General features: G+C 35.8%; 24 protein-coding genes, 1 pseudogene and 2 CRISPR repeat arrays. Of the genes and pseudogenes, 21 read left to right on the plus strand and 4 right to left on the minus strand.

From position 1 onward, the window contains the following. Window positions 1-424 precede the first annotated feature (424 nt). A CRISPR array of direct repeats spans window positions 425-1,307; the repeat unit is 28 nt; unit sequence GTATTCTCCACGTATGTGGAGGTGATCC. Window positions 1,308-1,645: 338 nt separating this feature from the next. From CP363_RS07895 to CP363_RS10745, 6 genes are all read left to right on the plus strand, one after another. After that, window positions 1,646-2,203 (plus strand): hypothetical protein, encoded by a 558-nt coding sequence (locus CP363_RS07895; RefSeq protein WP_098036097.1) that lies wholly within the window; start codon window positions 1,646-1,648, stop codon window positions 2,201-2,203. Window positions 2,204-2,851: 648 nt separating this feature from the next. Next, the gene (locus CP363_RS07900) at window positions 2,852-4,705 is read left to right on the plus strand and encodes a heavy metal translocating P-type ATPase (RefSeq protein ID WP_098036098.1); all 1,854 of its coding nucleotides are present in this window, start codon (window positions 2,852-2,854) and stop codon (window positions 4,703-4,705) included. A 75-nt stretch (window positions 4,706-4,780) separates the two neighbouring features. Further along, window positions 4,781-5,011 carry a heavy-metal-associated domain-containing protein gene (locus CP363_RS07905; protein WP_057726630.1) on the plus strand — a complete coding sequence of 77 codons (231 nt, stop codon included), beginning with the start codon at window positions 4,781-4,783 and terminating at the stop codon, window positions 5,009-5,011. After that, window positions 5,011-5,556, plus strand: a complete 546-nt coding sequence (locus tag CP363_RS07910; protein ID WP_010580181.1) for a DNA-binding protein — start codon at window positions 5,011-5,013, stop codon at window positions 5,554-5,556. Before CP363_RS07905 ends, CP363_RS07910 begins: the two co-directional genes overlap by 1 nt. 19 nt (window positions 5,557-5,575) lie before the next feature. Beyond that, window positions 5,576-6,211 carry a Crp/Fnr family transcriptional regulator gene (locus CP363_RS07915; RefSeq protein WP_061204756.1) on the plus strand — a complete coding sequence of 212 codons (636 nt, stop codon included), beginning with the start codon at window positions 5,576-5,578 and terminating at the stop codon, window positions 6,209-6,211. Between the two features lie 67 nt (window positions 6,212-6,278). After that, the gene (locus CP363_RS10745; RefSeq protein ID WP_158227345.1) at window positions 6,279-6,455 is read left to right on the plus strand and encodes a hypothetical protein; all 177 of its coding nucleotides are present in this window, start codon (window positions 6,279-6,281) and stop codon (window positions 6,453-6,455) included. A gap of 128 nt (window positions 6,456-6,583) precedes the next feature. On the opposite strand, the pseudogene CP363_RS07920 reads toward CP363_RS10745, so the two are convergent. The 3 genes and pseudogenes from CP363_RS07920 to CP363_RS10830 form a co-directional block, all read right to left on the minus strand. Then, window positions 6,584-7,147, minus strand: a pseudogene (locus tag CP363_RS07920) (transposase); the annotation flags it as partial. Between the two features lie 88 nt (window positions 7,148-7,235). Beyond that, window positions 7,236-7,304, minus strand: a complete 69-nt coding sequence (locus CP363_RS11215) for a hypothetical protein (RefSeq protein WP_369822270.1) — start codon at window positions 7,302-7,304, stop codon at window positions 7,236-7,238. Window positions 7,305-7,429: 125 nt separating this feature from the next. After that, window positions 7,430-7,591, minus strand: coding sequence for a hypothetical protein (locus tag CP363_RS10830; RefSeq protein ID WP_198563853.1), 162 nt, complete (start codon window positions 7,589-7,591; stop codon window positions 7,430-7,432). Between the two features lie 453 nt (window positions 7,592-8,044). On the opposite strand from CP363_RS10830, the gene CP363_RS07930 reads away from it, so the two are divergent. The 9 genes from CP363_RS07930 to cas2e all read left to right on the plus strand — a co-directional run bounded on the left by CP363_RS07930 (window position 8,045) and on the right by cas2e (window position 18,030). Further along, window positions 8,045-8,317, plus strand: a complete 273-nt coding sequence (locus tag CP363_RS07930) for a hypothetical protein (protein ID WP_198995785.1) — start codon at window positions 8,045-8,047, stop codon at window positions 8,315-8,317. Window positions 8,318-8,372: 55 nt separating this feature from the next. Next, entirely contained in the window at window positions 8,373-11,123 is a 2,751-nt protein-coding gene (locus tag CP363_RS07935) for a CRISPR-associated helicase/endonuclease Cas3 (protein WP_098036099.1), read from the plus strand. 212 nt (window positions 11,124-11,335) lie between these two features. Further along, window positions 11,336-13,060: a type I-E CRISPR-associated protein Cse1/CasA gene (locus CP363_RS07940; RefSeq protein WP_098036100.1), complete on the plus strand. Its 1,725-nt coding sequence runs from the start codon at window positions 11,336-11,338 to the stop codon at window positions 13,058-13,060. Between the two features lie 10 nt (window positions 13,061-13,070). Beyond that, window positions 13,071-13,676 (plus strand): type I-E CRISPR-associated protein Cse2/CasB, encoded by a 606-nt coding sequence (gene casB / locus CP363_RS07945; protein ID WP_060462363.1) that lies wholly within the window; start codon window positions 13,071-13,073, stop codon window positions 13,674-13,676. 27 nt (window positions 13,677-13,703) lie between these two features. Continuing rightward, window positions 13,704-14,813, plus strand: a complete 1,110-nt coding sequence (gene cas7e / locus CP363_RS07950; RefSeq protein ID WP_013086436.1) for a type I-E CRISPR-associated protein Cas7/Cse4/CasC — start codon at window positions 13,704-13,706, stop codon at window positions 14,811-14,813. Continuing rightward, the gene (cas5e, locus tag CP363_RS07955; RefSeq protein ID WP_098036101.1) at window positions 14,794-15,519 is read left to right on the plus strand and encodes a type I-E CRISPR-associated protein Cas5/CasD; all 726 of its coding nucleotides are present in this window, start codon (window positions 14,794-14,796) and stop codon (window positions 15,517-15,519) included. The genes cas7e and cas5e overlap by 20 nt, the downstream gene beginning before the upstream one ends. Before the next feature lie 9 nt (window positions 15,520-15,528). Further along, a complete protein-coding gene (gene cas6e / locus CP363_RS07960) occupies window positions 15,529-16,185 on the plus strand; it encodes a type I-E CRISPR-associated protein Cas6/Cse3/CasE (RefSeq protein ID WP_098036102.1) in 657 nt (218 codons plus the stop codon). A 4-nt stretch (window positions 16,186-16,189) separates the two neighbouring features. Further along, window positions 16,190-17,137, plus strand: coding sequence for a type I-E CRISPR-associated endonuclease Cas1e (gene cas1e, locus CP363_RS07965; RefSeq protein WP_089143286.1), 948 nt, complete (start codon window positions 16,190-16,192; stop codon window positions 17,135-17,137). Beyond that, complete coding sequence (gene cas2e, locus CP363_RS07970) at window positions 17,134-18,030, plus strand: type I-E CRISPR-associated endoribonuclease Cas2e (protein WP_089143287.1); 897 nt, start codon at window positions 17,134-17,136, stop codon at window positions 18,028-18,030. Before cas1e ends, cas2e begins: the two co-directional genes overlap by 4 nt. Window positions 18,031-18,107: 77 nt before the next feature. Here the strand turns inward: cas2e and CP363_RS07975 are convergent, their stop codons facing one another. Next, complete coding sequence (locus CP363_RS07975) at window positions 18,108-18,944, minus strand: pyruvate, water dikinase regulatory protein (RefSeq protein ID WP_005719759.1); 837 nt, start codon at window positions 18,942-18,944, stop codon at window positions 18,108-18,110. A gap of 227 nt (window positions 18,945-19,171) precedes the next feature. Here CP363_RS07975 and rpsU point away from each other — a divergent pair, with 227 nt between their 5' ends. From rpsU to CP363_RS11220, 6 genes are all read left to right on the plus strand, one after another. Further along, window positions 19,172-19,348, plus strand: a complete 177-nt coding sequence (gene rpsU / locus CP363_RS07980; protein WP_002880182.1) for a 30S ribosomal protein S21 — start codon at window positions 19,172-19,174, stop codon at window positions 19,346-19,348. Window positions 19,349-19,508: 160 nt separating this feature from the next. Next, window positions 19,509-19,952, plus strand: coding sequence for a GatB/YqeY domain-containing protein (locus tag CP363_RS07985; protein WP_013086431.1), 444 nt, complete (start codon window positions 19,509-19,511; stop codon window positions 19,950-19,952). A gap of 25 nt (window positions 19,953-19,977) precedes the next feature. Beyond that, window positions 19,978-20,937 (plus strand): PhoH family protein, encoded by a 960-nt coding sequence (locus CP363_RS07990; protein ID WP_005723097.1) that lies wholly within the window; start codon window positions 19,978-19,980, stop codon window positions 20,935-20,937. 2 nt (window positions 20,938-20,939) lie between these two features. Further along, on the plus strand, window positions 20,940-21,464 hold the full coding sequence (gene ybeY, locus CP363_RS07995) for an rRNA maturation RNase YbeY (protein ID WP_005719727.1): 525 nt from the start codon (window positions 20,940-20,942) through the stop codon (window positions 21,462-21,464). Continuing rightward, window positions 21,464-22,366, plus strand: coding sequence for a GTPase Era (era, locus tag CP363_RS08000; RefSeq protein ID WP_005719725.1), 903 nt, complete (start codon window positions 21,464-21,466; stop codon window positions 22,364-22,366). The genes ybeY and era overlap by 1 nt, the downstream gene beginning before the upstream one ends. Before the next feature lie 183 nt (window positions 22,367-22,549). Further along, window positions 22,550-24,042: direct repeats of the CRISPR family, unit length 28 nt; unit sequence GTATTCTCCACGTGTGTGGAGGTGATCC. A gap of 478 nt (window positions 24,043-24,520) precedes the next feature. After that, complete coding sequence (locus CP363_RS11220) at window positions 24,521-24,604, plus strand: KxYKxGKxW signal peptide domain-containing protein (RefSeq protein WP_223845463.1); 84 nt, start codon at window positions 24,521-24,523, stop codon at window positions 24,602-24,604. The last annotated feature ends 175 nt before the right edge of the window (window positions 24,605-24,779 follow it).

Genomic DNA, 24,779 nt, shown 5'->3' on the forward strand with positions numbered 1-24,779 from the left:
CAAACCAGATAAGTTCTGATTTTTATCTCCTCTCTTAATTCACCTAAGCTATTGTAGCTCAGCAGTTTTACGAGAAAGTTACAATTAAATTTCGATTAATAACAAAAAGTTAGTATAGGTATATGTGAATATGCTTTTGGTTAGGCTAGTTAAAAGCGGATGATAAAGCAGTGTCATGGCTAAAGTGTTTGGGTGAAATTCTTAATTGTGAGCAAGAAAGATTGGCAGACAAATAATATTTTTGTTTATTTGTTTAGGAGGAATCATAGCAGAATGATATTATGATTCCTCTTTTTATTTGAATATTATGTCCAGCAGATATTGTCTATTTAATAAAAATCGATATACTTGGTAGTAGGATCAAAGTGATGAAAAAATGGTGTTTGCGTATTTTCATTTGGCGCTATAAAGGGATTTGTTTACTGTATTCTCCACGTATGTGGAGGTGATCCCGGCACTAAAATGCTCTCAGATGCGGATAATTCGTATTCTCCACGTATGTGGAGGTGATCCCTTGCGTACCGGCATCGATACCCACACCGATACGTATTCTCCACGTATGTGGAGGTGATCCTAAGCTTTATAACAATCAAGTAAAAATGCCTAAGTATTCTCCACGTATGTGGAGGTGATCCTCTTGAATTCTTACATCAGTCATTATTTAGTCTGTATTCTCCACGTATGTGGAGGTGATCCTTTAGGATTTGATGATAGTTGGGCTAAAAAGGCGGTATTCTCCACGTATGTGGAGGTGATCCTGGAAACTCCTAAGGAAACAATATCTTTGGTAAGTATTCTCCACGTATGTGGAGGTGATCCTTGGCTTATGAGAAAACTGATGAATTGATCGCCGTATTCTCCACGTATGTGGAGGTGATCCTGACAATCACGCCAACAGCAGGTTACAAAGTTAGTATTCTCCACGTATGTGGAGGTGATCCTTTTTGGTGTAATTCTTCGCATTCTTGCCGTTTGTATTCTCCACGTATGTGGAGGTGATCCTGATACGAGGATTATAGTCAGCAAACTTGATTTGTATTCTCCACGTATGTGGAGGTGATCCTTAAATGGAGTAACCATGGAAGATCCTTTTGGAGTATTCTCCACGTATGTGGAGGTGATCCCCGGTATGGACTCACGCGGTAAACTTTATGCTGGTATTCTCCACGTATGTGGAGGTGATCCTACGAGATGGAAGTACTTTGATGTCAAGACTATGTATTCTCCACGTATGTGGAGGTGATCCTAACTGATTTAGTGGGTGCAGTTCTGGATTGAGGTATTCTCCACACATGTTGAGAGTGTTACTGTCCTTGAGCGCACAGATAAATAGCCTATAAACGCTGGTATGCCAGCATTTTTGATAGATGAAAAGTGTACTAATTCCTCTTTTGGTGATTGGAATTAGTACACTTTTTGCTTGTTGAGTTAGAGGGTCGAGTGGATAACGTGCTGGATTTTTAGGTTGTATAGATAAGTGTCCGTTTTGGGGAGTTGAGTTGGTTAAGTTGATGAGAGAAGCAGTAATGGTTGATATGACGATAAGATAATGGATGTTAATTATTAAAGATATTTATAATCAATTTTTGTAAAATACTTTTATGCTAGATTTATATCGCAATAATCAAATGGAATGATGAGAAATATGGTTGACTATATTGCAAAAATTAAACCAATAAATGCGGATAAAATTGAAACACAGGCGCATGGAATAGCAACATTCAGTGAAAATGGTAATAGCCTTCATATTCATGTGGAAATGTTTGATACGCCTGCCAATATTGAACATTGGGAACATTTCCATGGATTTCCAGATGGGAAACAAGCTCATGTTCCGACGCTAATGCAGGACGTGAATCATGATGGCTTTATTGATTTACCTGAAACAAAGGCAGTATCTGGGACAACGATGGTTCCTTTTGATGATGCACCACAAGAAATGAACATTCCCCATGATGGCTACCCAGTTGCAGATAAATACGGTCATTATGAATATGATAAGGATGTTTCATTAAAAGATTTACAAGCAAAATTTAAGCAAGCATTTGGTAGTGACGATCTTCAATTGGATAAACGAGTAGTTTATGTTCACGGCGTACCAGCGGATCTTAAATTACCATCTAGCGTTGCCGGTAATGTTATGAGTTATGATGCACATACAACTTTGCCAATTGCTGCTGGAGAGATTAAATTGGCACATTAATTTTTATAGAATTGAAATTTGAAAGCTAGAGTCTATGCTTTTTGCATGGTTTCTAGTCTTTTTTTGTATATTCTCTCTTTTATTAAACGAAATTTACACGATAAAACTGTGATTTTTTGCTTAAAAGATAAATATAAAAAGACACTAGTATCTTGATAACAGTCAAGTCACCTAAATTGTTTTTTACCTATGATATGTAGTGTCAAGAAAGGGAGAGGTGAAGTTTGAAAAAACTAGTGAGTTGAAAAGTATTTTAAATAAAAAAAGGACACACCAGATAAAGGTTAACATTAATTCAAAAAATTAAATATTAACCATAAAACCTTGACTTTGAGCAAATCTAATAGCCTGCTTAAAAAATTGAGAAAGCAAGTTAAACATTGACTGCGAAAACCTACGCAAACGAGTCGTTTATACAAAAATAAGTTTACGTGCTCAAAGTCACATTCAGTTGTGCTTGAAAGGTTAAGCTACATATATAAAAATTCGAGGTAATAGAGGAACTATTCACTCATTTCCCCATGATTTGTAGTGTGTAAAACCGCTTCCTCACAACTAATATATTAAAAAGTAAGAGTAAGGGACAACGGATTTGTTTTTCATGGCTCTGTTGTCCTTGAGTCAAAGACGAAAGGAATGTTTATAAAAATGATTAAGTTACAACAATTTTTTATGAGGTACAAAAAGCAGGTTTTACTTGTTAATACTATTCTGCTGTTGCTTGCTGAAGGATCTAAATGGCTATTGCACATGGATTTACCATACCAGGCTTTAATGCTTATCGTGGGGATTGTCGGAGTGCTTCCAATTGCTTTGACGGCTATTTCATCTTTAAGGGTTAAATTAATTCCTATTGATGTTTTAGTATCGCTGGCGGTAATCGGTGCCTTCATTATTGGTGAATTTAATGAAGCAGCCATTGTTACTTGGCTATTCATGTTAGGAGATGTACTGGAAGAATTAACCCTAAAGAAAACGCGATCAGCCGTTGCTGATTTAACCAAAATGGCACCACAGACTGCGTTAGTTGTTCAAGATGATGGCTCAACTGAGAAAGAAGACGTCGATTTCATTGATCCTGGTGAGAAGATTTTAGTTAAAACTGGTGATCAGGTTCCAGTCGATGGCAAGGTTATTTCAGGTTCTGGTTATCTTAATGAAGCCAGTGTTAACGGTGAATCTAAATTAGTTAATAAAAAAGCCGGTAATGAAGTATATGCAGGAACTATCCTTGAAAACGGTACATTGACTGTCGAAACTACCGCAGTCGGTGAAGATACGACTTTCGGTAAAATTATTGAAATGGTTGAAGAAGCACAAGATACAAAGTCACATACAGAAAAGTTAATTAACCGGTTTTCCAAATATTACACTCCTGCCGTACTTGTAATTGCGATTGCTGTGGGCCTAATTACTAAAGATCTTAAGTTAGCTATTACGGTCATGGTGCTAGGCTGCCCAGGTGCTTTAGTTATTGGTGTGCCAGTATCTACAGTTGCTGGTATCGGTAATGGTGCTAAAAATGGCATTATGTTTAAAGGGTCGCAAGTAATGGATCAAACTCACCGGATTGATGAAATTGCTTTTGATAAAACCGGCACTTTGACTGTTGGACATCCAGAAGTTAGTGCAATTGAGGTATTAAATGGGCCCAAAGATGAAATTATTAAATTAGCTGCTCAAATTGAGCGTCAAAGTAACCACCCCTTAGCTCAGGCAATTGCCAAATTAAATAAACAAAAGCCAGCTTCAATTAAAGTGGAAACTGTTAAGGGTAAGGGAATCATCGCCACTTTAAATAATCAAAAATATTATTTAGGTAACCAAGACTTAATCGTTGAAAATACCCGTACCAATGCAAAATTAGATAAGACAATTAATCATTTGAGTCAATTAGGTACTTCAATTGTCGCTTTTGCTAACGAAGACCAAAGTCAATTAGCTGTTTTTGGCATTAAAGATCAATTGCGCCCAGAAGCTAATGATGCTTTAACCCGCTTAAAAGAATTAGGGGTTAAAAAGTTAGTTATGCTTTCTGGGGACAATCAAGAAACTGCTGAACGAATTGCGGCGAAGTTGCCAATCGATGAAGTTCATGGTCAAATGTTGCCACAAGACAAGGCTGCTTTTGTTAAAAAAGAAAGAGCTAAGGGACACCATATTGCTTTTATTGGTGATGGGATCAATGATAGTCCGGCCTTAGCTAATGCTAATGTTGCAATTGCCGTTGGTAGTGGGACGGATGTTGCCATTGAAGTTTCAGACATAGTTTTAGTTAAAAATGACTTGCGGAAGATAGCTTATGCCCTTGGCTTATCCAAAAAGACAATTTTGAACATGAATGAAAATATCGTGATGGCTTTACTGACAGTCTTATTGTTGTTCATCGGTTTGTTTGCGGGTTATGTTGAAATGGCAAGTGGGATGTTTATTCATGAATTTAGTATCTTAATTGTTATCTTGAACGGGATGAGATTAATCAAATTTCAGCAAAAAAATTGACGATCATCAAGTTTATAATCAACAAAACAAAGTAGCATTAGATATGTAAATTAATAAGGAAGGGTGAATTTAATCATGAAAAAAGTAATGATGAAATTATCTGGCATGACCTGTCCTTCATGCTTGAGCAAAATTGAAAGGGCGGTTGGTAGTTTGGATGGAACCGACCAAATCAAAGTTTTATTCAATGCAGGAAAGCTAAAATTTACGCTGGATCCTGATAAGACTAAAACTGTTGATGTCAAGACAGCTATTGAAAAAATGGGTTATGAAGTACAAGGAATTAAGGAAAAGGAGCTTAACTGATGAATGCAGAAGAAAAATACCAGGCGGAATTGAAACAAAGCGACCTTGATCACCATCAGCCAACTGCAGCTGCCATGACTGGTCACATTATTTCTAACTTGTTAATCCATTCTTTAAAGATTAACCAAGCTAACTTATTTGCTAAAGGATCTGCTAGTCTTTTTTTAGCCGAAAAAGCTGCTGGTTGGATTGCTTATGAACGTCAGGAATTTGACCAATTGAATCACTTATTGGTTAATAATGGTGAAAGTATTCCAACAATTACAGCTCAATTTAAGGAATATACTATGCTAGAAGAAGATGGCAGTAGTAAATATTTAGCAGATGATAAGCAATTATTTGCCTTGGTAAAAGATTTTGATACGCAAACGCTCTTCATTACTAAGGCAATTGCTTTAGCTAATAATGAAAGTTGGCCAGAATTATCTGCTAATTTAACTAATTTAATGGCTTGGATTAAGGAGCAAATTCGGGTAACTCAAGACTTCTTAGGTCATGAACTAAAAGAAGGATTGTATGTCGAAGACGACGATGATGACTTTTAATTAAAGGACGATGAATTTAATGGCTGATTTATGTGTTAACTTAGTACCACTATTTAATGCTTTACCTCAGGATGAGAAGATGCAAATCGAAAAATTAGTTCAGCATAAAAACTATCAAAAGGGTGAAGTAATAATTGATCCAACGATAAATGATAATTTAGTAATTATCGCTGATGGTAACGCTAAGCAGTACACCTTAGATGAAAACGGCTATGAGAATGTTTTGCAAATCTTGCATACGGGTGATTATATTGGAGAGGATTGGCTTTTTGGTCAAAAAAATATCAATAATTACCTCGAGGCTACGGAACACAGTGAAATTTGTTTATTAAAACGGCAGGATCTACTGAAGCTGATGCATAAACAGCCAGAATTAAGTATTCGATTATTGGAACTAAATATTGTTAAAGTTTCGGAAATGCAAAAACAAATTCACTTGTTGGCTTTGCCGAAGGTTGAAGACCGATTATTAAAGTATTTACAAACATATGCAGATGAAATTGGTAAAAATAATTTTACCTTACCCTTAAAAATGAAGGACTTAGCCTTATACCTTGGAACAACACCTGAGACCCTGTCTCGTAAATTTGCTTTATTAGAAAAGCAAGGTCAACTGAAACGTCAATTACGTCGAATTGAATTATTCGAAAATTAGTTTAATTAGGCAATGATTGCTTAGTTGATAATATACACGTTATATCATTATGTTAATTTGGGGATGCATGTTTCCACTAATTCAAGGTAGTGATATTTGGTCATCGATAGTGGGGATGTTATGGATTGGCGCTTGGATACTAATGGGACCGTTGAAAAAGGGATTAACTATTAAATTTGTTACTCCTAAACTCGATAAGAAATACCCATTAACAATCAACCCCATTGATAAGAATCAAGAATAACGGAATTTTTCAGGAAGTTTAAATACCAGCAATTAATTGTGATTAAGGGCGACGGCTCTTTGTCAAACACCCTAAAGTATAAAGGTAGATAGAAACATTACGTTCAATTTGTTTAATCTTACGGTTAACTCCTTCAAGACAACCATAAAGTCTTGCATCACCCAATAAGTATTTTCTAAGGTTTGGTCACAATCTAAACCATCTAAGACAATATGTTCCTGAGTTAGATAGTCTTTAAAGTGCCAATCGTAATATGGAGTAGTCCTATTAAGCTTGTCATGCTTCATGAGATAAAGCATCCAAGGAGACTTTAAGAGCTTATATTCACGGCTGCTCTTATTAAATTGCTTCATGATTTGAACTCTAAAAATATTAAACGATCTAGTAAGCATTTGAACCATGTGAAAACGATCAATACTAGCGATGCCGGTCATTGAGCAATCTTCAGTAAGAGCAGAAAGTATTTTTCTCTTAGAAGTGTTAGAGATATAGCAACCTTTATTAATAAGCTTAGATTGAGCCATCGATCTTTTAAGGCAATCATTGCATAAAACGCGCTGCTTTTTAAGTCTGATTGTAACTGGATGGCTAGCATCAGCAGTTCCCAAGCGACAGAATATCTTATACACAGCGCTTTTGGAAGATTTGCTACAGATGGCCACTAATGGTAAAATATGAGTGCATAGAAAAAGCGAGCCGCTTTAAAGGCGGTCGCTTGGTTACATGTTATCTAATAAAAGATCGTCCGCAACCTGCCAAAGTTAATTGGACGGTCTTTTATTATGCACAGAACGTGAAAATAAAAATCAGCAAAGCAATTATGAAGGTTGCGAATGCCAACATTAGCATGAGTGCCTGGTAGACGTTCACGGGCTGTAATCCTTTCTAAAGAATAGTCCATTGGAACCCCCCATTTCAAGAAGACAGCCACCGCCCATAAAACTTCTCGCAACGAAGATTATACCATACGGAGACTATTGATTGGGTTCTTTTTTAGCTAACTCTTCTCGGCGCTTCTTGATGACTTCTTCAATTTTGACTAGATCTTCCTCTTTAGCAAAAGTAAGGATGAATTGCCGAGTGCGAAAGAGCTCACCAGCTTTATTCCACTTGGATACAAAACTAAACATTCCCATTAAATTCCCTCCACGATGTTCGATAACTAAATTATAGCACCGATTTTTGAACCATTGTTGTAGCGCATCGACAGACGCCAAGTACGCTATAACATAGTAGCGTTCATTGAGTTCCCGTTAGTTAATAAAATGCTAAAATAGTGAGACTGGGTATGATAAGCAAGCACTCATCTTAGTCAAATTTCTGTAGAAATTAATCCTTAGAAAGCAGCAACAAACCGCACTGTCTCAGTGTTTGAGGCAATGTGTGATTGGGATGAGTCGGACAACACATGTGGAGGTGATCCTTTGAGCGTCAAGTTTGGCAATTTTTGAGTTATTGTATTCTCCACACATGTGGAGGTGATTAAAAAAAGTGATAACTGTGTTCTGATATTCATTGGTATGAAGTAAACAAGTATACGAATTCTAATATGTATGAATTAAAGATTGTAAATTATACGAGAGAAAAGAATGATGAAATTAAAATATATAGGTGAAACTTTAGTAGTAACTGGCTTAACAAATGGCAAAATCTATGAATGTATAGCTGAAGAAGGACCTTTTTATAGAGTCATTGATGACAGTGATGAAGATTATTTATATTCCCAAACCAATCCAGCACCACTTGATGGTTCATCTAAGGGCGGAAAATGGGAAGATTTTAGCATTTGGTATTATGACAAATATGATCAAGTAATAAAAGACATCGATTATTCTATGTATATAAATGGAAATAGGCTGTAAAATAAAAAGTAATTATAAATATTAAATTAAGCAGATAATATAAATTGAGGAAAACATGACAAATTTATCAAATACGACCTTGTCTTTATGGGGTAAAAAGAATATTAGTGAAGATAGCGAAGAAGTATGGTTACCCTTAATTGCTCACTTAATTGACACAAAAAATGTTATTGGATGGTTATATAATCATTGGCTTAATGACGGCCAAAGACGCATTTTGAGTCAGGGATTTGAAAACTCAAATGAAGTTCAGAATCTTGTTGAATTTATTGGATACATTCATGATATTGGTAAGGCTACGCCTGCTTTTCAAATTAAGCAATCGTTTATCCATAATGAAGATTTAGACCAGGATCTGTTAGAGAGATTATTACAAAATGGATTTGATAATTTAGAAGAATTAAAGGCAAATATGGATACTAGACACTGGCTCCACGCTCTGGCTGGTGAAGTGATCTTAGAAAATAGTGGGCTAAATGAAAGTATTGGCGCTATAGTTGGCGGGCACCATGGTAAACCACAAAATAAGTATTTTGACTATGAAGATCAACTGATGGATGATACTTCTAAATATTATCAATCAGATTCTTGGGCCGAAAATCCAACTAGAGAAAAATGGGAAAATGTACAAAAAGAGATCATCAATTATGGTTTAGATTTGTGTAATTTTAAAAATTTAGAAGATATACCTACAGTTACTGACTCACAAGCAGTAATTTTAGAAGGCCTAGTCATTATGGCCGACTGGTTGGCATCTAGTGAATATACAATTAAAGATGGTAAGCGTGTTAGCATGTTTCCATTAATCTCGATGGATCAAGGTTTTAGCGATATTGATATGACATCAAGATATCAGCAAGGAATTTTAAATTGGCTTAAAACAGATTCCTGGACGCCTCAATTGATAGTCGATACTAAAGAGCAATATCAAAAACGCTGGAATTTTGATCCAAGACAAGTTCAGGAACAAATGTCTCAAGCAATCGGAGATAGTGTGGATCCTAGCATGATTATCGTTGAAGCCCCGATGGGTATTGGTAAAACTGAAATAGCTCTAACCGCTGTTGAGCAATTAGCTGCTAAGACCGGTATCAATGGCCTGTTTTTTGGCTTGCCAACCCAGGCTACTGCAAATGCAATGTTTGATAGAGTAGATAACTGGTTGGGGAATATTGCCAAAGAACAGAGCGAAAACCTCTCTATTAAATTGATGCATGGAAAGGCACAGTTTAATCAAAAATATCACAATATTCCTGATGCTGATGATATTGAAACCGATGAAGGTGCAGTTGTTGTTAATCAGTGGTTTAATGGTAAAAAGTCAATATTAACTGACTTTGTAATTGGAACTATTGATCAATTGCTTTTGATGGGCTTGAAGCAAAAGCATCTGGCCTTAAGACATTTAGGGCTAAGCGGAAAAATAGTTGTAATTGACGAGGTTCATGCTTATGACGTATATATGAGTTCCTATCTTGAAAAGGCAATAGAGTGGTTGGGGGCATATCATGTACCAGTTGTTGCTTTGTCGGCTACGCTTCCAGTTGATAAAAGAAATGAACTTCTTACAGCATATTGTAGAGGAAAATATGGCAGTGAAAAATTTAAAGCTCAAAATACTAATTGGCAAACTTGTCAAGCATATCCCTTGTTAAGTATTTTGGATGGCAAAATTTTAAAACAAAAGTCAGATTTTTCTACTCAAGCTGATGATACTACAGTTAAAGTTACTCGCTTAAGCATTGAAAATTACGATTTAATTGAAAAGATTAATGATCAAATTGAAGATGGCGGTGTCGCAGGTGTCATAGTTAATACGGTAAAGCGAGCACAAGAATTGGCAAAAATTGCTGAAAAAGAGTGCTCTGAAGATACGCAAATTTTGGTGCTTCATTCCGCATTTTTGGCTAATGATCGTAGTAATTTAGAGTCCAAATTGGAAAAGTCAATTGGAAATCACCAAAAACGTCCAAAGAAAATGATAGTAATTGGCACGCAAGTGCTCGAACAATCTTTGGATATCGATTTTGATGTTATGTATACGGATATTGCACCAATAGACTTGATTTTACAAAGAGCGGGTCGTTTGCATCGTCATCAAGTTAAGCGCCCAGACAAATTAATTGAGCCTCAACTATTCATTATGGGTATTAATTCTAATGGGGACTATGGGGATGCAAATCAAGCAATATATGAGAAATATCTTTTAATTAAGACGGATCATTTCTTAAAAGACAAGATCAAATTACCTAGTGATATTTCTAATTTGGTTCAAAAGGTATATTCAGCGGATACTGATAATGAAGTACAAGATCTTCAGGAAGCGGAAGTTAAGAAATTCAACATTGATCAAGAAAAGGCAGAACAAAAATCGAAAGGGTATCAAATTAGAGCCCCAAGAGTTGAAAAAACTTTACACGGTTGGCTTGATAATGATAGTGACACTGATCTAAATGATGTTAAAGCAGAGGCTGCTGTCAGAGATACGAATGAAACAATCGAGGTTCTTTTGCTAAAAAAAGATGCCGATGGATTTTATTTAATGGATGGGCGAAAAGTGGATGAAGAAGTTCCTGATAGCGTTGTTGCTCAGCAGTTGATTAGGCTGCCCCATGCATTAACGATGGATATAAACCAATCTATACGAAATTTGGAACGAGATACTATTAGTAATTTTCCTGAATGGCAGAACAGTTCCTGGTTAAAGGGCTCGGTAGCTTTAATTCTTGATGCCAATAATGAGACAGAATTTAATGGATATAAAATTAAGTATTCATCTGACTTGGGGTTATCGTACGAAAAATAGTAAACTGTATTAAGTGTATTCCTCACTTAGGTGAGGGTGATCCTGTTAATTATTTATTTATTGAAGTAATCCCCATCAAAGTGGGGTTTAGCGGTTTCAGTATATGAAACCGCTTTTTATTTTATTGAAAAAGTATTGTAAATAAAATAAATAAGCTTTAATATAAATATGAATGTTAAATATTTATTTAATGAGGAAAGAAACGGTGATATATGAATAATGATTTAAGCTTCAATCTGGTTACTGATCCTTGGATTAAAGTCCTGAAAAAGGATTATACCGAAAGTGAGGTCTCTTTGAATGAACTTTTTAGTAATTCTGAAGAGTATCTTCAGCTTGCTGGTGATATGAAATCACAAGACTTAGCGATTCTCAGATTATTGTTGGCTATTTTACTGTCAGTTTATACTAGATTCGATGCAGATGATACGCCATATTCATGGTTAAATTTAGATGACAAATGGCGAGTAATTCGGACAGATAATGATGGTAAGGATTTTGATAAACTGGAAAACACTTGGAGAAGTCTATATGATCAAAAAGCTTTTTCAAAAAAATTATTTGATTATCTAAATCTTTATCAGGCTAAATTTGATTTATTTGGTAATGATCCTTTTTATCAAGTTAATCGCCAAGTCTATGACCAAAATGTGCCGGAAAATAAAAAGGTAGCTAAAGGTGCAGGAACAGTATCAGTTAAACAAATTAATCGACTTATTTCTGAAAGCAATAACAGCCCGGCACTGTTTTCACCTAAATCAGGTATTGAAAAAGATAGTGTTAATAATGCGGAATTAGTTCGCTGGTTAATTACTTACCAAAACTTCACAGGTGTTACTGATAAGACCAAAGTTAAGTCAAAGGATAAGTTCTCTGTTTCTCCTGGTTGGTTGTATTCAATTAATCCTGTTTATATTAAAGGTAAAACTTTATTTGACACGTTGATGTTAAATCTAAGCTTAGTTACCAATGATTCTGCAGATGGAACAAACTGGCTAAACTCACAAAGACCAGTGTGGGAATACGATGATATTAATGATTATCTTCAACAAAGATTGAATGGAGTGTATCCTGACAATTTGTCTGAATTATATACTGTCTGGTCTAGAATGATTCATATTGATTGGCAAAATGGTCAGCCAGTTATATTTAGCGCAGGACTGCCTAAGTTAGATAGTGAAAAACAATTCCTAGAGCCAATGACGACTTGGCGTAAAAATAAAGATGGTGTTGTATATCCAGCTGCCAAGAATAAAAATAATATAAATGTCGCTATGTGGCGTAATTTTGGTCAGTATATAAGGACTAAAGAAGATAATAACAACGAAAAAAAAGATAAAAATAATCACAGAATTCCAGGAGTTATTGGTTGGATTCAGGAATTGAAAATGCATAATCAAATTTCCAAGCATACTAACATCAATATAGTTACAGTAGCTATGATAAGTGATGGAAATGCTACATCTCAATCACCTTATGCGGAAATCACGGATAATATGCAAGCTAAGGCAGGGATCCTTTTTGATGATGAGCCTATGTTTGAAAATCGGTGGCAAGATAAGATTGAAGAAGAAGTATTATTAGCACAAAAGGTTGTGGCTTATTTCTATTGGTTTGCAAAAGATATATCGAACATTCAAACCCATAGCGAGAAGAAAAAAAGTAATGATGATTGGGCAAGTCGAAAGGTAGCGCAACTTTATGACGAACTGAATCAGCCATTTTACACTTGGCTTTCTGGATTAGATATAAATCAAGACCGTAATGTCAAAATTAAAGAATGGCGTGAAACTTTAAATCGTCTTGTTGCAACGCAAGCTAAAAATATTTTTATCAATGCAACTGCTGATGAAATCATTGGCGGGAAGGAAGACAATATTTTTACAATTTATAATAAACTACGCAGAAACGTCTATGTTTGTCTCGGATTAAAATAAGGAGAAAAAGATGAGTGATGCTTATACTGCTACGGCACGAATAATTAATCAGCTGTATGGTGATGGAACTCCTGATAAAGGTGCTTTGGCTGAACTTAGAAGGACAACAGCTATCACCGATAAAGGCGCTGAAAAAATCTGGCCTTTAATTTTTTCAGTCGTGCCTAAATTAAGTACAAATGGAAAGCCTACAAAGCTTGAAACAGCAGTTTATACTGCTCTTCACTGTTATGCTGCATTTCAACAAGGGAATGATTCATTTGTCTTTGGTCAAATTCCTAGATCAAAAGATAAGGAAGAATCTGGAGAAAATGGTGTATCTCTTTTTACTGCACTGAGGAAAATGAAAATAAACGACTCTAACGAAAAGAAGGCTTTAGATAGGCGAGTAACAGCTTTATTAGCAACTACAAATATCAGCAGTGCCACCAATTCAATTAATCATCTAGTAAGTATTCTTAAAGGAAAGAAAATGGGTGAAAAGATTGACTTTGCTCAATTGGCGGAAGACTTGTATAACTTTCAGTGGAGTACGAAAAATGCAAGATTCGTTGCCTTGAAGTGGGGAAAAGATTACTACTGGAACGTTTATAAGCTGGCATCAGACAACGATTAGTGAACAAAAAGCAAGGAGAAAATCAAAATGAATAAGAATCTTTATATGGACATTAATGTATTGCAAACTGTACCATCATCAAATATCAATAGAGATGACACTGGTTCACCTAAAACAGCTATTTATGGTGGCGTGACTCGGTCAAGAGTTTCTTCACAAAGCTGGAAGAGAGCAATGCGTTTAGCCTTTAAACAAGACTCAGAAAATGAAGAATGGCTTAAGAGCTATAGAACTTTGAAAACAGCTAGTCTTTTGGCGAATAAGTTACAAGAACTAGATTCAAATTTAAGTGAAGAAGATGCTTTAAAGAAAGTTGAAGAAGTCTTTAAAGTAGCTGGAATCAAATTAAAAAAGGACAAGAAAACGGGCGAAATGTTAACTGGAGCACTACTACTAGTAAGTGAAGGGCAACTCGAAAAGATCGCTAAACTTGCTTTGTCTGTTGATCAAATAGATAAAGATACAGCTAAAGAAATTAAGAAAAATTTGATGGAAGATCAATCTCTAGATTTAGCTTTATTTGGAAGAATGGTGGCAGATAATCCAGAATTGAATGTGGATGCTTCTAGTCAAGTGGCTCATGCAATTTCCACTCATGAAGTTACTCCAGAATTTGATTATTACACTGCAGTTGATGATGCAAATGCGAAAAGCCAAACAGGTTCTGCAATGCTTGGTACGATTGAATATAATTCATCTACTTTATACAGATATGCCAATGTTAACATTCTTGATTTATTGCACAATCTTGGTAATAAAGCTTTGACTATTGAAGGAATTAAGCTCTTTATCAAAGAATTTGTTTTGACAATGCCGACTGGTAAGGAAAATACTTTTGCTAATAAAACACTCCCTCAATACGTTATGATTAATGTTCGTACTGATACACCCGTTAACCTAGTATCTGCATTTGAAACACCAGTTAGATCTGAAGGTGGCTACGTTGATAAATCTATCGATCGATTAGAGGATGAATATAAAAATTCCTTAAAATTTGTAGATAAGCCTGTGTTTAATGTCGAATTGACGAATAGTGAGAATATAGTCGACAATCAGGCTGAAAATATTGATGATTTAATTAATCAAACTGCTGAATTCGTAAAACAGGAGTTAGAAAATGAAGACAGCAACGATTAGATTGACTGCGCCACTTCAGTCTTATGGTAATTCTGCATCTTTTAATCAAAGAACTAGTGATAGTTATCCAACCAAAAGCGCTATTGTAGGTATGATTGCAGCTGCATTGGGCTACTCAAGAGAAGATAATGAAAAAATTTTGGAGCTAAATAATTTATTATTTGCTGTTCGAATTGAGCAATCAGGCAAAATGTTGACAGAGTTTCAAACAGTGGAATACAGAAAGAGTGCAAGCAAGACTGCTCGAAAGTTAACGTATCGTGATTTTATTCAAGATGGAGTTTTCATGGTAGCAATTGGCAGCGATGATGATCAATTGATCGAAAACATCAAAGAAGCACTTGAACATCCAAAATTTCAGCTTTATTTAGGAAGACGGTCTAATCCGCCAGCTGGTCCACTTAAAATTGATATTTTTAATGGAAGAAATCCCTTACAAGTACTAGAAGATTTGCCTTGGCAAGCTTCAGATTGGTATAAGAGGAGCTTTAAGACGTCACAATTTCTAACTAGAATAATTGCTGATGCTAGTTTAGATTCTGAAAGTACCCCCTTAATGAAAAAAGATAAAGTGGGCTCTTTTGATCAAAAAGATAGATATTATCAATATCGTCCTATCGTAATCAAAAAAGCAGTTAAACTTAAAAATTCAGAAAATAATCAGACAGCAGATAATACTAATTGGGATTTTTGGTCATTTGTGTAGGAGGGTAGAATGTATATTTCGAGAGTTGAAATTGATACTAACAACCGACAAAAAATTAGGGATTTGTATCATTTAGGTGCATATCATAATTGGGTTGAAAATTGCTTTCCAGATGAATTAAAGAAAAAAGTAAGATTACGCCATTTATGGAGAATTGATGAATTAAATGGTAAAAAGTATTTACTTGTTTTAAGTGAAGAAAAGCCAAAATTAGATAAGCTTGAAAGATATGGTGTTGCCAATACGGCAGAGACGAAAGACTATGATCATTTTTTAAGTAGTTTAAATCAAGGAAAAAAATATCGCTTTAAACTAACGGCTAATCCTTCATATAGAATTACAGATGCAAAAACCGGTAAATCAAAAGTAGTACCGCATATTACTGTTTTGCAGCAAACTAAGTGGTTATTAGATCGATCAGAAAAATATGGTTTTGATTTAGTTAAATCAGAAGATGACGAAGAAACATATGAAATGAATATTACGTCAAGAGATTGGCCACGATTACGCCGCAAGGGCAATAAAATAGTAAAATTAAGTCGTGTTACTTTTGAAGGCTTATTAGAGATTAAGGATTTGCAACAATTTAAGCAGGCAATGGTAACTGGTATAGGGCGTGAAAAAGCTTTTGGGATGGGACTACTCACTGTAATTCCAATGGAATAATATAATGAAAAATAATTATGGTGCTAAGAAACCAGAACGTCAGGAATTAGGACGAGTTTCGGATAGAATAAGTTTTATATATGTAGAACATGCCAGAATAAATAGACAAGATAGTGCAATTCAAGTAGTTGATTACCGTGGAATTATTAATATTCCGGTTGCTTTAGTAAGTGTGCTTTTACTGGGACCAGGAGTTGATGTTACACATCGGGCGATGGAACTAATGGGAGATTCCAGTTTAGCTGTTGTTTGGGTTGGAGAATGTGGTGTACGTCAATATGCACATGGTAGATCGCTGAATCATTCTTCCAGATTATTAGAAGCACAAGCTAAGTTAGTATCTAATCGAAGAAGTAGATTGGCTACAGCTCGACAGATGTATGAGATGCGCTTCCCAAATGAAGATTTTTCTAATTTAACGATGGAAGAATTGCGTGGTAAAGAAGGTTCTCGAGTTAGGCGGATATATCGTGAACAATCTAAATTAACTGGTGTTAGCTGGAATAAGAGAGAATATAAAGTTGATAATTTTGAGGATGGAACTCCTATCAATAAGGCATTGACAGCAGCACACCAGGCTTTGTATGGCTTAAGTTATAGTGTTATCGTAGCTTTAGGTGCTTCACCAGGTTTAGGATTCATTCATACAGGTCATGACTTAGCCTTTGTTTATGATTTTGCAGATCTATACAAGGCTAAGTATTCAATTCCAATTGCTTTTAAAATGACTGCTAAATATGGAAATCAAGATATTGCCACACATACTCGGATTGCAATGAGAGATGAGTTTAAGAAAGGTAAACTATTGGCTAAAATGGTAAAAGATTTGAAAAGTCTTTTATTAAAAGATAGTACTGCCGATATTGAATCTCCTCAAGTAATAATGAGTTTGTGGGATAATCGTGAAGGCCTACAGAAATTTGGCGTTCAGTATCATGAGGCACAGTCATGATTGTGATTACTTTAAGCAAAACTCCACAATCTTTACGTGGAGACCTAACTAAATGGTGTCAAGAAGTTCAAACGGGCGTTTATGTTGGAAACTTTAGTGCACGTATTCGTGATCTTATATGGCAAAGAATCATATCTAATATTGGACAGGGTGAAGCAACGCTAATATATAGTACTAATAATGAATTAGGCTTCGACTTTAAAACTACGCGTCAAGATAAAATGGTGGCTGATTTTGATGGCATACCGCTGATGGTGCATTTAAATAGTCAAAATAAGTTATCTAGCAAAAAGAAATTAGGGTTTAGTAAAGCAGCACAGCATCATAAAGTAAATACTTTTCGATCCCAAGTCCAGGATAAAGCAGATAGTTTAACTTCACTAGCGGTTCTTGATATAGAAACAACAGGACTTAATCTTGAAAAAGATAAGATTATATCAATTGGTGCTATAAAATATCTTGAAAATAATGATTGTGAGAAATTTTATCGATTAATCAAAGTTGATACTGAAGTGCCTGTTAATATAGAAAAAATAACCCAGTTAAATAAGGGAGTATTAGCTAATAAAGGAATCGATATCAAAACTGCTTTGCTAGATTTGAGAAAGTTCTTAGCCGATAGGATTGTTGTTGGTTATAACTTACCATTCGATATTAATTTCTTGAATAGAGATTTCAAAAAGTATTGTCATTATTCGTTATTGAATGAATGTGTTGATTTGCTTTCTGCAGTTAAAAAGAAAAATGTCTTTTTAGATAATTATCATTTGAGTACTGTGCTAGAAAATTACAATATTAAAAATTCAAATCCACATAATTCGTTAGATGATGCTGTGGCCACAATGGAATTATTGAAAAAGCTAATTAAAAATGATAATTATAAGATAAAATAATCATTACAAAGTGAAAAAACGGTGCTAACCTTAATGGCTAGTACCGTTTTAATTATGCCTATTGAAAGTATCTATTATTACTTAGCGTAATCATCAATGCCCAAGTGCTCCAAAATAAGTGCGGCAGTTTCTTCAATGGAGCGGTGAGCAACATTAATTACATAGCAACCTAATTTTTTATAAAGTGCTTGTGCTGATTCAAGCTCCTTGTTGATTGAATCCATATTAGAATAAGTAGTATCAGGATTCAAACCATAAGCGATCATTCTTTGACGTCTGATTTCGTTCAATACAGATGGATCGTTAGTCAAGCCAATAATTTTCTTAGGATCAATTTCATAGATTTCTTTTGGAATGTGAGTTTCAGGAACAAGTGGTAAATTAGCTACCTTTAAGTTCTTATTGGCCAAGAACAAAGATAGTGGAGTCTTAGAAGTTCTTGATACCCCAAGTAAAACAACGTCAGCTTCCAAGAAACCTTTCGGATCTTTACCATCATCATACATTACAGCGAATTCCATTGCAGAAATTCTATCAAAGTACTTTTGATTTAAGCTATGCTGTGCACCAATTTTTTGATCTGGTGTCATATGAGTAGTTTGTTGAATTGCTTCAACTACAGGTGAAAAGATGTCAACACATTCAACATTATGCTCACGGGCAAATTTGATAACTGGCATTTGCATTTCATCTTTAACCAAACTATAGATAATTACCAAGTTTGGATATTTTTCAATTTCTGTTAAAACTTCGTCCAACTTCTTTTGGTTAGTGATAAAGGGGTAACGACGATAGTTGATATTGCAGTTAGGAAATTCTGCAGCTGCAGCTGTGGCGTTACTAAAAGCAGTGTCACCAGCCGCATCAGAAATAATAATAATGTTTAATTCATTTTGGTCTTTTGTTTCTACCATATTAAGCTCCTCGTGTATTATTAAATATCTTTCTGAAAATAATTATACTATTAATGAAAGCGGATTAACAATAAAAACTCAGCTCTTTTATTAAGGTAAAGTAGTCGGTTTATTTAACTTAAAAATTTATCAAAAAGTTTTTGAATTGTATTGACCCTAAAGATTAGTTTGGTATAATTTAAGTAAATGTATGGCGTAACGCCAAGAAATGGAAGGAGGGATCACACATGGCTAAGACAATCGTTCACGAAAACGAGTCTATTGATGATGCTCTTCGTCGTTTCAAGCGTTCCGTTTCAAGAAGTGGTACCTTACAAGAATACCGCAAGCGCGAATTCTACGAAAAACCTAGTGTTCGTAGAAAGTTGAAGTCTGAAGCTGCACGTAAGCGTAGACATTATTAATAAACTACTGAGAAAGCTACCTGTTTTTGGGTAGCTTTTCTTTTTGACTTCTTGAAGCATAATTTTGATTATGTTAAGTAAATATTTGTTAGTTTTATTTTAGTTAAGAACATAGTTTGTTATAATACTATTGGGTTTTTAATAGAAAGAAGGATATTAGATGAGTTTGTCAGATCAAATCATGGCTGATATGAAATCAGCTATGAAGAATCACGACAAGACAACTCTTAATACTGTCCGGATGATCAAATCGGCCTTAATGAATGAAAAAATTAAAGCAGGACACGATTTAACTCCAGATGAAGAATTAACTGTTCTTAATCGTGAAAAGAAGCAAAGAGAAGAATCGATTGACGAATTTATTAAGGCTAATCGTGATGATTTAGCTGAAGAAACCAAAAAAGAATTAGCAGTTGTAGAAAAGTACATGCCTAAGCAAATGAATCAGGATGAACTTAGAGCAGCTGTTAAGGAAACAATTGATGAAGTTGGTGCTAAAGGTAAGTCTGACTTTGGTAAGGTAATGAAAGCTTTAATGCCAAAGATTAAGGGACGTGCCGATGGCAAGGCTGCTTCGCAAGCAGTTCGTGATCAGCTAAATTAGTAGTAACAAGAAGGAGCGGGTCTATTTGGCTCAAACAACTTTTACACCTCAAAGACCAGAAAATATTCAAAAACTAGTTGGAGTTAATGATGGAAATTTAAAGCTTCTTTCTGAAGGTTATGATCTTTCTGTGTCAGATGTCGGTAATGAGATTGTCATTGCAGGAGACGATGAAGAGAAGATCAAGAAGGTAGTTGCTGTTCTAAAGGCACTCGATAGTGTTGTGAATACTGGTGTTAACATCGGTGCGCCCGACACAGTAAGTGCGATGAAGATGGCTGACAAGGGTACCACAGAGTACTTTGCAGACCTATATAAAAAGGTTTTGATTAGGGATGCTAAAGGTAGACCTATCAGAGTCAAGAATATGGGACAAAAGCGTTATGTCGAAGCTATTGATAAATCTGATGTTGTCTTTGGAATAGGACCAGCTGGAACGGGGAAAACATTCTTAGCCGTAGTTTGTGCAATTGCCGCCTTTAAGAAGGGAGAAGTTTCTCGAATCATTTTGACTAGGCCAGCTGTTGAAGCTGGTGAATCACTTGGATTTTTACCTGGTGACTTGAAAGAAAAAGTTGATCCATATTTGAGACCAATTTATGACTCCTTGTATGCTATTCTTGGGACTAATACGACTGACCGTTTGATGGAACGAGGCGTAATTGAAGTTGCTCCACTTGCTTATATGCGTGGACGAACTTTAGATGACGCTTTTGTAATTCTTGATGAAGCCCAGAACACTACAGATGCCCAGATGAAGATGTTTTTAACTAGACTTGGATTTAATTCTAAGATGGTCGTAAACGGTGATATGACACAGGTCGATTTACCTGGTCGACAGCATAGCGGGTTAATTGATGCTAGACATATCTTGAAGAATATCGACCAAATTAAATTTATCAACTTTTCTGCTAATGATGTTGTTCGTCACCCTGTAGTTGCGAAAATTATTACTGCTTATGAAAAAGAGGACATTAAACACTAAAAATGGATCCAATTGATATTACTTATAATGATGAAGTTGGCTTTTTAGATGATGAAAAGCGTAACTGGCAAGACTGGATTATGAAACTTTTGCTGCTAGCTAAGAAGGAAATTGGCAAAGATAACAACTTAGAGATGAGTATTAACTTTGTTGACGAAGATCGTAGTCATGAAATTAATTTAAAGTATCGTGACAAAGACCGTCCTACTGATGTAATTTCCTTTGCAATTGAAGATGGTGAGGATTCAATTGATCTTGCAGCATTTGCAGATGATCCAGACTTTCAAGAGGATATCGGTGATCTATTTATGTGTCCTAGTGTGATTAAGCGTCACAGTAAAGAGTATGGTACAGGTTTTGATCGAGAATTTGGATATACAATAGTCCATGGCTTTTTACATTTAAACGGCTACGACCACATTAAGCCGGATGAGGCCAAAGAAATGTTTGGTATTCAAGGAAAAGTGTTAGAAGATTATGGTTTGCCATTGTATCCTGATCAATTAGATGAAGGCAGAGGTAAATAATGGAAGAAAAAGAGTTTAAGTCTGGCTTTGTTGCTTTAGTTGGTCGTCCCAATGTTGGAAAATCAACTTTAATGAACTATTTAGTTGGTCAAAAAGTTGCCATTACGTCTAATAAACCACAAACGACTCGTAATCGCATTTCGGGTATTTATACTTCAGATGAAATGCAAGTTGTTTTTGTAGATACGCCAGGTATTTTTAAGCCTCATTCAAAACTTGACGACTATATGGATAAGGCTAGTGTATCTAGTTTGAATGACGTTGATTTAGTTTTATTCATGGTTGAACCTGAGGAAATGGGTAAGGGCGATCAATACATTGCCAACTTGTTAAAAGAAGTAAAAGTTCCTGTTCTTTTAGTAATTAATAAAGTTGATGAAATTCATCCTAATAAGCTTTTGCCAATTATGGATTCATATCACAAACTTGAGGGCTTTAAAGAAATACTACCGATTTCTGCTACTCAAGGAATTGGGATTGAAGATTTGCTTAAAACGATTAAGGAATATTTGCCAGTAGGCCCACAATATTATGGTGCTGATCAGATCACAGATCGGCCTGAATATTTTGTGGTAGCCGAGTTAATTCGTGAACAAATTCTGCGACTGACTTCACAAGAAGTACCACATGCTACTGCTGTCGCAGTTGATCATATGAATACTCATCAAAATGGCAAGCTCTTGATTGAAGCGACTATCTATGTTGAGAAAGACGGTCAAAAAGGCATTATTATTGGTAAGGGCGGTAAGATGCTCAAGCAGATTGGGATTAATTCACGTCAAGAGATTGAAAGATTGCTTGGTGAAAAGGTCAACTTGCGTCTCTGGGTTAAGGTCCAACATAACTGGCGTTCTGACCCTAACTTTTTAAAGCGAATAGGCTATGACAAAAAAGAACTTTAGTTGAATTACTGTTGTATAAGCGTTGTCGAAAGATGACGTCTTTTTTGTATGTTTAGGGAGACAAGAAAATTCTATTCGTTGGATGACTAATGAGACAGAAATAGATACAATAGTAATTGACAAAGTGATGAAATTTTGGGATCTATTGTTTTGTGATTGTTGTTATATTGGGATTTGTTTACTGTATTCTCCACGTGTGTGGAGGTGATCCTTCTGGAACCGCAATAATTTGATCAAACCAAGGGTATTCTCCACGTGTGTGGAGGTGATCCTGAGTGAACACTGGAAAGCACCAGTTGAATTTGGTATTCTCCACGTGTGTGGAGGTGATCCCTTGATTTCTTCCCATGGTAGGGATGATTCAGAGTATTCTCCACGTGTGTGGAGGTGATCCTTCATATAATCCAGACTGGACAAATTATGTACAGTATTCTCCACGTGTGTGGAGGTGATCCTTATTACAAAAAAAGGAGAAATTATGAACAATCGTATTCTCCACGTGTGTGGAGGTGATCCCTGCCTGATCTGATAACACCTGGTTTATGGGCTGTATTCTCCACGTGTGTGGAGGTGATCCTAGATAGTGGTCAACTCAAAGAAGAAATTGGTCAGTATTCTCCACGTGTGTGGAGGTGATCCCAATGTGTTCCTTGTCCATCCAATCACCACCTTGTATTCTCCACGTGTGTGGAGGTGATCCTATTTGTCTTACCCCAAATACCATATTGATATAGTATTCTCCACGTGTGTGGAGGTGATCCCTAAATTTGCGATACTGTTTTAATTCTAAAGTAGTATTCTCCACGTGTGTGGAGGTGATCCCTAATAAGATCGACACGGGTCTCTGGTCTTTAAGTATTCTCCACGTGTGTGGAGGTGATCCCTTGGTCTTATGTTCCTTACCAATATCCTTATCGTATTCTCCACGTGTGTGGAGGTGATCCTATAGTTATTAACTTGAATTACATCATTTTGTGGTATTCTCCACGTGTGTGGAGGTGATCCTATTATCCCTCAAGTTTTTGTAGCTGTTTGACAGTATTCTCCACGTGTGTGGAGGTGATCCCTGCTCCTTGGTGGGACGAGCTGCTGGCAGAAGGTATTCTCCACGTGTGTGGAGGTGATCCTTACAAGCTAGTGTTGCTTCTGGTGACGACTTCAGTATTCTCCACGTGTGTGGAGGTGATCCTGATTGCTGGTCCGTTTGCCTTGTCCTCCACTAGTATTCTCCACGTGTGTGGAGGTGATCCCAATGTAGTTTATGATACAATTAACACGGATATGTATTCTCCACGTGTGTGGAGGTGATCCCGATTTGGAAAATGTACAACAAGATCCACAAGGGTATTCTCCACGTGTGTGGAGGTGATCCTGATGTGACTATACCTGGTAGCATCAAGAACAGTATTCTCCACGTGTGTGGAGGTGATCCCGCTTTGAGTTCTTTGTCTTTGGAGAAGAAAGGGTATTCTCCACGTGTGTGGAGGTGATCCTAATATCATCAAGCTGGCTAATTACTGATTGTTTTATTCTCCACGTGTGTGGAGGTGATCCCCATCACAAAACATAGTGAAGCAGTTACACCCAGTATTCTCCACGTATGTGGAGGTGATCCTATCTCTAGTAGCTCCTACAAAAACATCAATATGTATTCTCCACGTATGTGGAGGTATTGCTATATTGGGATTCCTGAAGAAATCATGAATGTAATTATACGAGACCACAAGGAAAAATTTTAAAATCTCAGGCTTCTAAAAAGCAAAAAGAAATTTTTAATAGTTGGCAGGAAAAATGAAAGAAAATATGTAAAGACAACTAAAATAATCAACAGAGCTGCTCTTGGAATATTTATTGTTGCAGTAGTAATTTTTTATTATAGGGTTAGTGAAGTAAAATGACAGTTAGTGAAGCACAAAAAAAGACGACTAAAAAGTGGGATACCAAAAACAAAACTCGAAAACAGTATTTAAATCGGTTACTAAAAATTTTATTTTGAAAGAAGCCACCACAGAGGACCTTGAACAAATTAAAAAGTATTTTGGGCAAAGAAAACACGGAAAAGATTGATTGTGGTAGAAAACGCTGCATGAATAATTGTAATTTTTAGTAAAAAGTTTTGGAGGTACTTTTTAATGATTGATTTAAATAGTTCAGATATTATGGACGCACAAGAAGCTTCGAAAATTTGGTAAGCAATGGGTGAAGGCATGGAAGCTATTACAGGTGTTAAAGATCTAAGAAAAAATAAATAATTCATTAACCATTGCCTTTGGTTTGTATTAAGTCATTAGTCTTCTTCCATAATTATGTGAATATGGGTAATGCGCTATTTTTCATTAAGAACGCTAGTAGAAAAGTTTTAATGAAAAACGCCCGAAAATCCCCGTATTTTAATGCGGGGATGGATAGGGCC

This window comes from Lactobacillus sp. UMNPBX12, assembly GCF_002553955.1.
GTDB lineage: Bacteria > Bacillota > Bacilli > Lactobacillales > Lactobacillaceae > Lactobacillus > Lactobacillus crispatus.